The organism is Enterobacter sp. BNK-34 (genome assembly GCF_048684445.1).
In the GTDB taxonomy this organism is placed as follows: domain Bacteria; phylum Pseudomonadota; class Gammaproteobacteria; order Enterobacterales; family Enterobacteriaceae; genus Enterobacter; species Enterobacter pseudoroggenkampii.
In genome coordinates this window covers 1,226,136-1,237,890 of sequence record NZ_JBLQUA010000001.1, presented here as the reverse complement: position 1 = coordinate 1,237,890, position 11,755 = coordinate 1,226,136, and the positions used below count along the sequence as shown (strand labels likewise).

The 11,755-nt window shown below is 55.9% G+C and carries 12 protein-coding genes; 6 read left to right on the top strand and 6 right to left on the bottom strand.

Features of this window, described 5'->3' with window-relative positions; all coding sequences use genetic code 11:
- Position 1: 1 nt before the first annotated feature.
- The 5 genes from ACMGG5_RS06195 to ACMGG5_RS06175 form a co-directional block, all read right to left on the bottom strand.
- Positions 2 to 1,699 carry a ShlB/FhaC/HecB family hemolysin secretion/activation protein gene (locus ACMGG5_RS06195; RefSeq protein ID WP_420278605.1) on the bottom strand — a complete coding sequence of 566 codons (1,698 nt, stop codon included), beginning with the start codon at positions 1,697 to 1,699 and terminating at the stop codon, positions 2 to 4.
- 182 nt (positions 1,700 to 1,881) lie between these two features.
- Entirely contained in the window at positions 1,882 to 2,835 is a 954-nt protein-coding gene (locus ACMGG5_RS06190; RefSeq protein WP_061716241.1) for a GlxA family transcriptional regulator, read from the bottom strand.
- Positions 2,836 to 2,861: 26 nt separating this feature from the next.
- Positions 2,862 to 3,641, bottom strand: a complete 780-nt coding sequence (locus ACMGG5_RS06185; RefSeq protein ID WP_227879873.1) for an MBL fold metallo-hydrolase — start codon at positions 3,639 to 3,641, stop codon at positions 2,862 to 2,864.
- 122 nt (positions 3,642 to 3,763) lie between these two features.
- Positions 3,764 to 4,564: a lipoprotein NlpA gene (gene nlpA, locus ACMGG5_RS06180; RefSeq protein ID WP_267215356.1), complete on the bottom strand. Its 801-nt coding sequence runs from the start codon at positions 4,562 to 4,564 to the stop codon at positions 3,764 to 3,766.
- Positions 4,565 to 4,712: 148 nt separating this feature from the next.
- Entirely contained in the window at positions 4,713 to 5,132 is a 420-nt protein-coding gene (locus ACMGG5_RS06175; protein WP_420277606.1) for a GNAT family N-acetyltransferase, read from the bottom strand.
- A 141-nt stretch (positions 5,133 to 5,273) separates the two neighbouring features.
- Here ACMGG5_RS06175 and ACMGG5_RS06170 point away from each other — a divergent pair, with 141 nt between their 5' ends.
- Positions 5,274 to 5,570, top strand: coding sequence for a YicS family protein (locus ACMGG5_RS06170; RefSeq protein ID WP_048992761.1), 297 nt, complete (start codon positions 5,274 to 5,276; stop codon positions 5,568 to 5,570).
- A 61-nt stretch (positions 5,571 to 5,631) separates the two neighbouring features.
- On the opposite strand, the gene ACMGG5_RS06165 is transcribed toward ACMGG5_RS06170, so the two are convergent.
- Positions 5,632 to 6,582, bottom strand: a complete 951-nt coding sequence (locus ACMGG5_RS06165; RefSeq protein WP_023293714.1) for a LacI family DNA-binding transcriptional regulator — start codon at positions 6,580 to 6,582, stop codon at positions 5,632 to 5,634.
- Between the two features lie 293 nt (positions 6,583 to 6,875).
- Here ACMGG5_RS06165 and ACMGG5_RS06160 point away from each other — a divergent pair, with 293 nt between their 5' ends.
- The 5 genes from ACMGG5_RS06160 (at position 6,876) to ACMGG5_RS06140 (ending at position 11,750) form a co-directional block, all read left to right on the top strand.
- A complete protein-coding gene (locus tag ACMGG5_RS06160; RefSeq protein ID WP_021242703.1) occupies positions 6,876 to 7,190 on the top strand; it encodes a PTS sugar transporter subunit IIB in 315 nt (104 codons plus the stop codon).
- A gap of 11 nt (positions 7,191 to 7,201) precedes the next feature.
- Positions 7,202 to 8,530, top strand: a complete 1,329-nt coding sequence (locus ACMGG5_RS06155; protein ID WP_031275290.1) for a PTS sugar transporter subunit IIC — start codon at positions 7,202 to 7,204, stop codon at positions 8,528 to 8,530.
- A gap of 17 nt (positions 8,531 to 8,547) precedes the next feature.
- The gene (locus tag ACMGG5_RS06150; protein WP_032654357.1) at positions 8,548 to 9,924 is read left to right on the top strand and encodes a glycoside hydrolase family 1 protein; all 1,377 of its coding nucleotides are present in this window, start codon (positions 8,548 to 8,550) and stop codon (positions 9,922 to 9,924) included.
- A 5-nt stretch (positions 9,925 to 9,929) separates the two neighbouring features.
- Positions 9,930 to 10,232, top strand: a complete 303-nt coding sequence (locus tag ACMGG5_RS06145) for a PTS lactose/cellobiose transporter subunit IIA (RefSeq protein ID WP_008500136.1) — start codon at positions 9,930 to 9,932, stop codon at positions 10,230 to 10,232.
- Between the two features lie 138 nt (positions 10,233 to 10,370).
- Complete coding sequence (locus ACMGG5_RS06140; RefSeq protein ID WP_023326394.1) at positions 10,371 to 11,750, top strand: carbohydrate porin; 1,380 nt, start codon at positions 10,371 to 10,373, stop codon at positions 11,748 to 11,750.
- The last annotated feature ends 5 nt before the right edge of the window (positions 11,751 to 11,755 follow it).

Below are 11,755 nucleotides of genomic sequence, written 5' to 3'. Positions count from 1 at the left end.
CTTAAAGCATGAAGGCAATGCGCCAGTTAACGCTCACATGATCCGGGCCGAGCCAGTCGGGGTAGTGCAGGGGCGTGCCGACCGAAATCTGGCTGCTGTACCCGCGCCCTGCGCTGCTCAGCCCCACCGAGCCTCCCCATAACGTGCCGGAGGCAAAGCGGTCCTGACGGTCTTTTTCCAGCCAGCCGCCGTCAACGGCGACCGTTGCGCTCACCGCGCCAATCACCGGGAGGGTGAAGAGGGAATACCCCAGCTCGTTACGCCAGTAGCCGCCGTTGTCCCCGGACAGGTACTGCTCTTTAAAACCGCGCACGGAGCTTTCGCCGCCGAGCGTCAGGCGCTCGGAGCCGTACAGCCGGTCGGGCGACCACTGGCCGTAGGCGCTGGTCAGCCACCACGCGTTGCGGGCGACAGGACGCTGGAAGCTGGCGTTCAGACTCCATTTGCGGAATTCCGCCCGCGGCATATCCCCGGACTTATCTTCGTCGGTTTCGGCACTGAACCACGGCATGCCGTGGCTCCAGGTCGGGTTGAACGTCGCCACGCCGCCCAGCATTTTTTGCGTATGCGTAATGCCCAGGACCAGGCTGGAGAGGTTGCGCGTGCTGCTCTGAAGCGGCGCGTCGTTAAGCCAGTTGCGGCTGGAGCGCTGAACCACGCCTGCCGCAATGCCGGTTTTGACATCCCCGTTGCGGAAGACCACCCAGGACGCGTTAACGCGGTGGGTTCTGGTATCGCCCGTGGAGAGCCAGTTGAACCCCTGGTTACTGATGGTGGTCCGGTAGTTACTCCAGGCGTAGCTGTAGTCCAGTAATCCGTAGCCAAACGGCACGCTGACGCCCGCCTGGAAATTCTGCGCATCGTACGCGCTGGCAAAATCGCTGCTGCGCCCGCCGCTGACAAACCATTTATCCGCCAGCCCCAGCATATTATTGGCGGTGAGCACGCCACTCAGCTGATCTTCCCCGGTACTCTTCTGCCCGCTATTATCCAGGCTTACGGTTGCACTTAAGGGAAATTCCGGTTTTGCCGTGAGATTAACGATGGAATATCCGGCCTGCGTCCCCGGAAGAATTTCAATCTGAACCGGGTCGGTACGCAAACGGTTAATTTGCTCCATGCCCTGTTCGATGTCGCGTAAATTAAGAATGCCGCCCACCCGTCCCGGAAACGCCATTTTCAGCATGCGCGGCGTTTCGCCTTCCAGACGGATCGCTTCCAGCCGACCTTCCAGCACAACAATATTCAGCTGGCCGCCGGAGAGATCCTGCTCGGTAAGAAAAGCGCGGCTGGTGATATATCCCCGGCTGATATACCAGTCAGAAATATGGGCGAGAAGTTCCGTTATTTTCGCCATATCCAGACAGCGGCCCTGCCACGGCGCGACAAGGGTCTGCCGGGTTTTCGGGGAGATTAAGGTCGCACCGGAAAGGGTAATGGTATGAATGGTGAAACAGGGCCCGGAGCCGGTAACAGGCAGCGGTCTGGCGGGCGCAGGGCGAGGAATACTGCGCTCCAGCTCTTCACGCTGTTGCTGGTTCTGTAATAAAAGCTGCTGCTGTTGCTGTTGAATGGAATCGCGATCGGCTGGCGACAGCGGCGCAGCATTGGCGCGCGCTAAAAAAAAGACAGCCAATAAGATAGCAGCAGCATAATTTACTAATGAAATTATTCTATTTTTTATTTTGGAGCTATTCATCCATGCCACAAAAACGTCCGCAATGATTATTTTTGTAATATAAGAGCATTCTTAAGGCGAGTATATCTAATTTGCATTAGGGCACCTAAAATTAATAGTTCTTTCAGAAAAGTGAAAAGGATATTAAGAGAAAATAAGAAATTGTTTAACTCACCCTTAAATCTTGAGTTAGTGGTAATACACTAGGCATGAAGCCGAAACGTTTTTCGCCACTCTGCGGGGCTCACCCCAAAACGTGCTTTAAACTGTTGTCGCCAAGTGACGGCGGAATTAAATCCCACAAGCTCAGCAACGCGTTCAATCGGCATATTTCCGGCTTCAAGCAAAATCTGGCTGCGCCGCAGGCGTTCGGCGGTAAGCCAGTCAGCGACGCTCATCCCCGTGGCTTTAATAAAATGACGGGTCAGGGTTCGGCGACTCATCGAAACCACCTCCGCCAGCGAGTCCAGGCTATGCGGTTCGGTGATGTGCTGCTGCAGGTAGTCGATCAGGCAGTTAATGCGTCCGTCGCGGGTATCTTTGGGTACCGGTTGGGCGATAAACTGCGCCTGCCCGCCCTCGCGGTGGGGCGGAACAATCATCCGGCGGGCAATCTGGTTGGCGACCACGCTGCCAAAGCGCTGGCGAATGATATACAGGCAGCAGTCGAGGGCAGCGGCAGTACCGGCGGAGGTGATGATATTGCCGTCATCCACGTAAAGGGCATTAATATCCAGCTGAACGTTCGGGAAGAGCGACTGAAACTGACGTTCGAACTCCCAGTGGGTGGCCGCACGTTTGCCGTCGAGGATCCCCGCCCAGGCCAGCACAAACGATCCCAGACACAGCCCGACGATTTCTGCACCGTGGTCTCTCGCCTGCACCAGGCTGTCGAGCAGCACCTGCGGCGGGCGTTCCAGAACGTGCTGCCAGTAGGGAACGACAACAATATCGGCCTGCCCAATGGCGGTAAAATCCTGCGTGGCATTGAGAGCAAATCCGTCTTTTGAGGTAAGGAACCCCGGCGTTTCGGCGCAAATCGTTACGTTAAAGCGCTTTTCGCCGGAGACCGAGTCGCCAAACAGAATGCAGGGAACGGAGTAGTGAAACGGGCTGAACCCGTCTACCGCGACAATCGCGACGTTGATTAGCGACATCTGTCTCTCCTTTCCCTTTAACGCACTCAGAATATAACGGTTTCGCCATCCTGGGGAATGCTCACTGCGTCACTCACCTGATTAGCTTCAACGTACTCACGCAGCGCGCTGCGGGTCAACAGGCAGTGGTTAATGGCCTCCATATGGCTCGCCACAATGTTGGCCTGCGGCAGCAGGAAATGAACGTTGAGCACATCCTCCTGCCCCATAATAATGGGCCCAAAACCAATGACGTGGGCATAGCCGGCGTTCAGCACCACCACGTCCGGCTGATGCTTTTGCAGATCGGCCGCCACCTCGTCACGCCAGACGGTATCCCCGGCAATATAGAGCGTCTTCTCATCAGGATGACGCAGCACCACGCCACAGGCCTCGCCCAGCCGCTCCGCCAGTTCGGGCACGGCGTATGCGCGATCGGTACCGTGCTGGCCGCCGTGGGTCTTCGCAATTCGAATCTCGCCAAAGGTGGTCTCGTCGGTCATGACCGTCAGGTTGCTAAACCCCTGGCTGCGCAGCAGCGCGGCGTCGCGGTCATTTTGTACGTAGATCGGTTTGTCTTTGGCGATCAGTTCCGCTGCGGCGCGATCCCAGTGATCGTCATGGGTATGGGTGACGATCACCGCGTCGGCGTCCAGCAGCGCGTTGACGTCAACGGGGAGTTCGACCGTCGGGTTGCGGCGTTCGGCATGGGCCGTGCCAGGGAAGCCCGGATAAGCGCCCTGTGGGGCCAGCATCGGGTCGACTAAAAGACGTTTTCCGGCATAGGTAATCAGTTGGGTGGCGTTGCGAATGTGGGTAATGTTCATGGGCTATCCTCCTGTTGGTGTGATAAGGAGGATAGCCAGCCGTCGCAATTGACGCTGTGGGCTAAAGGGCGATTACCGATGGAATCGGGCCAAGATAAGCAACCCGTTTTCTGTCACATCGTTTACCAGCCCGGCACTGCCCCGCCGTTAAAGATCGTCTCAGCCGCTTTTGCCACTTCAGGTGACTGATACGACTCGATAAACGCCTTCACATTCTCCGCGTCCTTGTTGTCTTCGCGCGTCACCACGATGTTCACGTACGGCGAGTTTTTGTCTTCAATAAAGACGCTGTCATGCACCGGTGACAGCCCGGTTTGCTGGATATAGGTGGTACTGATGATGGCGACATCCACTTTCGGGTCGTCCAGCACGCGCGGCAACTGCGCCCCTTCCAGCTCCATAATTTTCAGCTGCTTAGGGTTGGTGGTAATATCCAGCGCCGTGGGCAGCAGCCCGGTGTCCGGCTTCAGGGTAATAAGTTTCTCTTTTTGCAACAGCAACAGCGCGCGGCCAAGGTTGGTCGGGTCGTTTGGAATGGCAATGGTTGCCCCGTCCTTCAGGTCAGACACGGATTTGATTTTGCGGGAATAGCCGGCCATCGGGAAAACAAAGGTGTTCGCCACGGCCACCAGCTTGTAGCCATGCGCCTTGTTATCTTCTTCAAGGAACGGGCGATGCTGGAAGACGTTGGCATCCAGTTCCCCCTGGTTGGTGGCATCGTTAGGCAACAGCGAGCCGCTGAAGCCCACCAGCTCCACGTCCAGGCCATATTTCTCTTTTGCCACCTTTTTGGCGACTTCCGCCACGTCCTGTTCAGCGCCGTTGATGACGCCGACTTTAATGTGTTTGGCATCGCTGCCACTTTGATCGCACCCTGCCAGCAGCAGGCCAGCCAGTACCAGAGCACCCAATCGACGTTTCACAAGACAGTTCCTTTTGCTGAATGTTTTAGTGACTATATCGACAACGAGGCGGGGAAATAAAAACCGAAAAAGAATCAATAAGAAGGATAAGTTATATGCGGTCTGTTGCCGGGTGGCGCTGCGCTTACCCGGCCTACGGATTCAGGGCTTAAAGGGCTTTCGCCAGATAATGCCGCTGCATGCCCGGATAAGGATAATCCTGCAAAGACATCTGCAGCTGGTACCCCTGTTTTTCATAGAACGGACGCGCCTGGAAGCTGGCGGTATCGACCAGCGCGTGCTTGCAGCCTTTGCGCCTGGCTTCTTCTTCGGCCGTCCTGATGAGCTGGCTGCCCACGCCGGATCCGCGCACGGCATCGCTCACCCAGAGAAAGTCGATATTCAACCAGTCGCCTTTACGCCCCCCAATGAGCCCGCCGAGCATGACGCCTTTATCGTCGCGCACGTAAACGCCAATGTCGCCGCTAAAGTTTGTCAGATCGAGAAACTTTCCGTTAAAAGCCCTCAGCCCCGTCAGTAACTCCTCTTTCTCCTGCGTCGTAACATTATCAGTAATGCTTAGGTGCATATTTTTTCTCCTTGTTATCTGTGCCGTTTCACTATCTCACACACGCATCGTGGAGAAAATTCATACTTTCGACTGGAGTCGCTACACTGAATGTAACGATATATTTCATGGGAAGCCTGTGACTTCTAATGGGGGTTGTTGATGAAAGCTGCGCATCTGGTCTGCCTGCTGGTTTGTCTGCTCTTCGCCGCGTTTGTCCATGCTCAGGAAAAGGAGGATCCGGCGAAAGAGGCGCAAATAAAGCAGCAGGTCCTGAAAGATATTAAGAAAACCTGTACGCCACAGAAAAAGCAGAGCGATAAGGCCTGGCAGGCGATGATTTTGTCCTCCGAGGCCAATCAGCTGCTGATCAAAAATGCCGTTACCGCCGTGAAGCGCGACAACCTGGATGCCTACTGGGCGGCGGTTGGTCAGGTGGATTGTATGGAAGATTACTGAGGGCTGGAAACGTGCTTCTCGCCGGGTGGCGGCTGCGCCTTTCCCGGCCTACACAACATGTTTAACGCTTACGCACGTCTGGAATGATCAAATCCCCGCGCAGCACATACGAACCCAGCATCTGCGTTTTCTCCGTCAGCCAGCTCACGATACGCGCCGCCATGGCATCCATAGAATATTCAATCGCCGGGATCACCGGAATACCCGGCAGGTGCAGCGATCCGGCCAGGCTAAAGACCATAATGTCGTCCGGCACGGATTTATTAAACGCCTGCAGCTGCGGGATCACCCGCTGGGCTTCCTGCTCGTCCGCCACCAGCAGAGCGTTGAAGTTCAGCGTGCTGGCGTTATTCAGCAGCTCCTGTAGCGCAACGGACGACGAGGTCGCGTCCATGAACACAAGGTTGCGATTAAAGGGCAGGAAATTTTTCTCCAGCGCGTGCTTGTAGCCGAGCAGCACCTGGTCAGCAAAACCGCTGCCGTGCGGATGGATCAGGGCAATCTGGCGTCGCCCCTGGCTGGTCAGGTAGTTACAGGCGGTTTCGGCGGCAAAGGCGTGATCGAACTGGATGCTGTTGGAATTATCAGACTCCATGCAGTCCACCAGAATGACGTTGTCCATGTCGACGTCCAGCGGGAAACGCGCGCCAATCACCAGGATGTCATCGCAAAGCCCGCAGGAGAGTTCCTCAAGAGCGTGCATCACTTCCGCTTTGCTGTGCGCGAAACGCAGCAGCAGGTGTTTTTGATGCTGGCTGAGCTGTTTTTCCAGCGCGTAGAGATAACCGGTGGTCTGGTTAATGTTTTCCTGGGCGCAAATCACCCCGATACAGCCCGTAGACTGGCTCAGCAGCGACTGGGCAATCACATTAGGCCGGTAGTTAAGCTCATCCACTGCCTTCAGAACGGCCTGACGGCTGGCTTCCTTGACGCCACGCGACCCACTCAACACTCGCGATACCGTGGCTTTAGACACCCCGGCAAGACGTGATACATCATTGATTGTCGACATCTCTTTCCCCTGGCAGGCTTACCTCGCGCCTGCAAATTCCATGACCGCTTCGGCTCACATTATAGCCAGAGCGGAGTATATCCGTTTCCGTTTTCCATGGAAACCGATTTTCCGTTTCCACTCCAAATGATGTCAAAACAGCCAAATTATGTGACCTGCATCCGGTTAATTAGCCTCATAAGTATTGGATCTTGATGGTTGTCACAGTTCTGTCTTTTATGAATGGAAACCGGTTTCCGTATCATGTCCAATCATCCTCGCAATAACTTTTTACATTTAGAGGATGGTTGTCGATGTTCAAGATTATGCTGTGCTGCTCTGCCGGGATGTCCACCAGCCTGTTGGTCAGCAAAATGGTCGATGTAGCGAAAGAACGTGGTTTGTCGGTGAAGATTGATGCGTACGGTGTTTCCGAATTTGATACGCAGTTTCCGCAATACCAAGTGGTACTTCTCGGACCGCAAGTGAAATACATGTTACAGACACTCTCAGACAAGGCGGCGACGCATGGCATTCCGGTGCAGCCCATCGACATGATGGACTACGGCATGCAGCGTGGCGATAAAGTACTGGACTTTGCTCTGTCGCTCATCGAAGCGGCACACTAAAAGGTGTTCACATGAGTTCGTTATATCAATCCATGGTTGCGGTGATTGAGCAGTCAATTACCCCGCTGGCCGCGAAGCTCGGTCAGCAAAAGTACGTGATTGCCATCCGCGACGGCTTTACCGCCGCGCTGCCGTTTATGATCATCGGCTCGTTTATGCTGGTGTTCATCTTCCCGCCGTTCTCGGCGGATACCACTAACAGCTTCGCCCGCGGCTGGCTGGATTTTTCCCAAACCTACCGCGAACAGCTGATGCTGCCGTTTAACCTCAGCATGGGCGTGATGACCTTCTTCATCTCGGTAGGGATTGGGGCGAGCCTGGGGCGTCAGTTTAACCTCGACCCGGTGATGTCCGGCCTGCTGGCCTTTATGGCCTTCCTGCTGGTCGCCGCGCCGTATGCCGACGGCAAAATCTCAACCCAGTACCTCTCCGGCCAGGGCATCTTCACCGCGCTGATCGCCGCCATTTACTCAACCCGCGTGTACGCCTGGCTGAAGCAGAACAACGTCACCATCCGCCTGCCAAAGGAAGTGCCCACCGGCGTGGCGCGTTCGTTTGAGATCCTGATCCCGGTGATGGTGGTGATCGGCACGCTGCACCCGCTGAACCTGTTCATTGAAGCGCAGACCGGGATGATTATCCCGCAGGCGATCATGCACCTGCTGGAGCCGCTGGTGTCCGCGTCTGACTCCCTGCCTGCCATTCTGCTCTCCGTGCTGCTGTGCCAGATCTTCTGGTTCGCGGGTATCCACGGCTCGCTGATTGTTACCGGCATCATGAACCCGTTCTGGATGGCGAACCTCTCGGCAAACCAGGCGGCACTGGCCGCAGGCGCGGCGCTGCCGCACGTTTATCTGCAAGGTTTCTGGGATCACTACCTGCTGATTGGCGGCGTCGGTTCCACCCTGCCGCTGGCCTTCCTGCTGCTGCGCAGCCGCGTTACCCACCTGCGCACCATCGGCAAAATGGGCGTGGTGCCAAGCTTCTTTAACATCAACGAGCCGATTCTGTTCGGCGCGCCGATCATCATGAACCCGATGCTGTTTATCCCGTTCGTGTTCGTTCCGCTGGTCAACGCCTGCCTGGCGTACGGCGCCACGAAGCTCGGCTGGCTGGCGCAGGTCGTCTCGTTAACCCCGTGGACTACCCCAGCACCGATTGGCGCCTCGTGGGCGGCGAACTGGGCGCTGAGCCCGGTGGTGATGTGCCTCGTCTGCATGGTGATGTCGGCGCTGATGTACCTGCCGTTCCTGCGCGCCTATGAGCGTACGCTGATTAAAAACGAAGAGCAGAAAGCCCAGGCTGCAGCCGTGGGTGCCGCTGAAGCCACAAGTAATTAAGTCAAAGAGGAAGGGTCATGAAATACGCATTTCCCGATAACTTCTGGTGGGGCAGCGCAAGCTCCGCTCTCCAGACGGAAGGGACACGAGAGGGTGAAACCACGTGGGACTACTGGTTTGCCCGCGAGCCGAACCGTTTTCACAACGGCGTGGGGCCGCAGCACACCTCCACGTTTTATCAGCACTGGAAAACGGACATTCAGCTGTTAAAACAGCTGAACCACAACAGCTTTCGTACCTCGATTAGCTGGGCGCGCCTGATCCCCGACGGTATCGGTGAAGTGAACCCGGACGCGGTCGATTTTTATAATCAGGTCATTGATGAGCTGAATGAACAGGGCATCACGCCGTTTATCACCCTGTTCCATTTCGACATGCCGATGGCGATGCAGGAAATTGGCGGCTGGGAAAACCGTGACGTAGTGGACGCGTACGCCCGCTATGCGCAGATTTGCTTCGAGCTGTTCGGCGACCGCGTGCTGCACTGGTTTACCTTCAACGAGCCGATCGTGCCGGTGGAAGGCGGTTATCTGTACGACTTCCACTACCCCAACGTAGTGGATTTCCGCCGGGCGGCCACCGTGGCTTATCACACGGTGCTGGCCCATGCGAAGGCGGTTCAGGCCTACCGCGCCGGGCACTACGCGGGGGAGATCGGCATCGTGTTGAACCTGACGCCGTCGTATCCGCGTTCGCAGAACCCGGCAGACGTGAAGGCGGCGCACGTTGCGGATCTGATGTTTAACCGCAGCTTCCTCGACCCGGTCCTGCGCGGCGAATACCCGGCCGATCTGGTGGCGCTGCTGAAATCTTACGACCAGCTGCCCGCCTGCAAGCCGGAAGACGGTTTCCTGATTGCGGAAGGGAAAATCGACCTGCTCGGCATTAACTACTATCAGCCGCGTCGCGTGAAGTGTCGCGACAGCGCGGTGAACCCGCAGTCGCCGTTTATGCCGGAATGGTTCTTTGATAGCTACGAGATGCCGGGCCGCAAGATGAACCCCTACCGCGGCTGGGAAATCTACGCGCCGGGTATTTACGATATTCTGATTAACTTGCGCGACAATTACGGCAACCCCCGCTGCTTTATTTCTGAAAACGGCATGGGCGTCGAAAACGAGCAACGTTTTATTGAAAATGGCCAGATTAACGATCAATACCGCATTGATTTTATATCTGAGCATTTAACGTGGCTGCATAAAGGCATAAGCGAAGAGTGTAATTGTCTTGGCTACCATATGTGGACATTTATTGATAACTGGTCGTGGTGTAATGCCTATAAAAATCGCTACGGATTTATCCAGCTCGATTTGGAGACGCAGCAGCGCACCATTAAGAAAAGCGGAGAGTGGTTTGCCGCCACCGCCTTAAATAACAGCTTTGATAAAGAGTAATGATGATGATCGCACTAGAAGAAGCCGTAATGGAAATTATCGTCAACGCCGGGCAGTCCCGCAGCCTGTGCTTTGAAGCGCTGCACGCGGCGCGCCAGGGCAACATTGACGAAGCCAAAAGCCTGCTGCGCGAAGCCGACGGCTACGCGCGTCAGGCGCACAAGATGCAGACCAAACTGATTGAGCAGGACGCGGGCGAAGCCCGCCAGCCGATGACCTTAATTATGGTGCACGCGCAGGATCATTTAATGAACTCCTTATTAGCGCGTGAATTATCCGAAGAAATTATTCATTTATATCAGAGATAGTCTATGGCGAAATAAATTACTGTAATACCTCTGTACCTAAAACTAGAAATCCACTTGTTCTGATGATAGCGACATATTCTGTCAGATCGGAGCGGGATGGTTATTGTCTGAATAAAATTAAACTATATTGAGATAACCATGAATACGATTAAAAAACTTCCATTAACCATGGCGGTTATCGCCGCGCTTTGCCCAATTTCCGTGCTCGCCCAGGAATTCACGCAGGAGCAAATCGACGCCATTGTGGCGAAAGCGGTGGATAAAGCCCTGGCCGAACGTCAGGCCAAAATGGATGCCGCCGTCGCGAAAAAAGCGGACGTGGTGACCGAGCCGCAGAGCGCGGCGCAATCCCCGGACATGGCGATTCCGTTCGGGATTAAATTTACCGGCTACGCCCGCTATGGCGCGCACTTCCAGGCCGCCGATCAGAAATATGTGGCGGTCGATGGCTCCTACAACGGCGCGTCCGCAATTGGTCGTCTGGGTAACGAAGGCAACGGCGGCGAGTTCCAGCTCTCTAAAGCCTTCAAGGGCGAAAACGGCGCCATCTGGGACATCAACGTGATGATCGACCACTGGGGCGACGAAGTTAACCTGAAAAAGGCCTACGCGGGGGTGACCAATATTATGGCCTCCAACCCGAATGCCTATTTCTGGGCCGGTCGCGACTTCCACCAGCGTCCGCAGCAGGGCATCAACGATTACTTCTGGATGAACCACGACGGACAGGGCGCCGGGGTGAAGAACTTCGATATCGGCGGCGTGCAGTTTGACGTCGCTGCCGTGGCGGCAGTGGAATCCTGTAGCCCGGAAGTGATGGAAGACGAAGCGAACCCGTCACGCATCACCTGTACCGGCGGGTCCGGCACGGGCGACAAAGGTAACTACGCGGCCACCTCTAAAATCCACGGTATGAAGCTCGGTCCGCTGGATCTGGAGCTGTACGCCAACTACGGCTTTGATTCAAAAGCGGTGGAGAGCGATGAGCGTCTGAACGCCTGGCAGGGCGGCGTGGTGCTGAGCCACACCAACGACAGCGGCGTGAACAAGGTGATTGCCCGCTACTCCGATAACTCGGACAACAGCGTGTTCAATAAAACCGAAGACCTGACCACGGTCTACGCCAGCTTCGAAGGGCTGTACAAATTCACCCAGGCCACGCAGGTGGAGTACATCCTCGCCTTCCACGACTACGACAACAGCCGTGATAAGACCGACAACCGTAAGAACTACAACGCCATCGTGCGTCCGATGCACTGGTGGAACGACGTTCACTCCACCTGGCTGGAAGCGGGCTGGCAGCACGTGGATTACGACAACGGCGGCGATAATAAGGGCTGGAAGCTGACCCTGTCGCAGAACATGTCTATCGCCATGGGGCCAGAGTTCCGTCCGATGCTGCGCTTCTACGTGACCGGCGGCAAGGTGGATAACGCACGCACCGCGCGCGTGAATAACACCAAAGACGAGACGCTCGACGACTTCAACGTCGGCGCGATGTGGGAGGCGTGGTTCTAGTAGAG

What these genes read in the sequence shown, in the direction of transcription:
- ACMGG5_RS06195 (WP_420278605.1), bottom strand. Translation starts at nt 1,699, where the DNA reads ATGAATAGCTCCAAAATAAAAAATAGAATAATTTCATTAGTAAATTAT.
- ACMGG5_RS06190 (WP_061716241.1), bottom strand. Translation starts at nt 2,835, where the DNA reads ATGTCGCTAATCAACGTCGCGATTGTCGCGGTAGACGGGTTCAGCCCG.
- ACMGG5_RS06185 (WP_227879873.1), bottom strand. Translation starts at nt 3,641, where the DNA reads ATGAACATTACCCACATTCGCAACGCCACCCAACTGATTACCTATGCC.
- ACMGG5_RS06175 (WP_420277606.1), bottom strand. Translation starts at nt 5,132, where the DNA reads ATGCACCTAAGCATTACTGATAATGTTACGACGCAGGAGAAAGAGGAG.
- ACMGG5_RS06170 (WP_048992761.1), top strand. Translation starts at nt 5,274, where the DNA reads ATGAAAGCTGCGCATCTGGTCTGCCTGCTGGTTTGTCTGCTCTTCGCC.
- ACMGG5_RS06165 (WP_023293714.1), bottom strand. Translation starts at nt 6,582, where the DNA reads ATGTCGACAATCAATGATGTATCACGTCTTGCCGGGGTGTCTAAAGCC.
- ACMGG5_RS06160 (WP_021242703.1), top strand. Translation starts at nt 6,876, where the DNA reads ATGTTCAAGATTATGCTGTGCTGCTCTGCCGGGATGTCCACCAGCCTG.
- ACMGG5_RS06155 (WP_031275290.1), top strand. Translation starts at nt 7,202, where the DNA reads ATGAGTTCGTTATATCAATCCATGGTTGCGGTGATTGAGCAGTCAATT.
- ACMGG5_RS06150 (WP_032654357.1), top strand. Translation starts at nt 8,548, where the DNA reads ATGAAATACGCATTTCCCGATAACTTCTGGTGGGGCAGCGCAAGCTCC.
- ACMGG5_RS06145 (WP_008500136.1), top strand. Translation starts at nt 9,930, where the DNA reads ATGATCGCACTAGAAGAAGCCGTAATGGAAATTATCGTCAACGCCGGG.
- ACMGG5_RS06140 (WP_023326394.1), top strand. Translation starts at nt 10,371, where the DNA reads ATGAATACGATTAAAAAACTTCCATTAACCATGGCGGTTATCGCCGCG.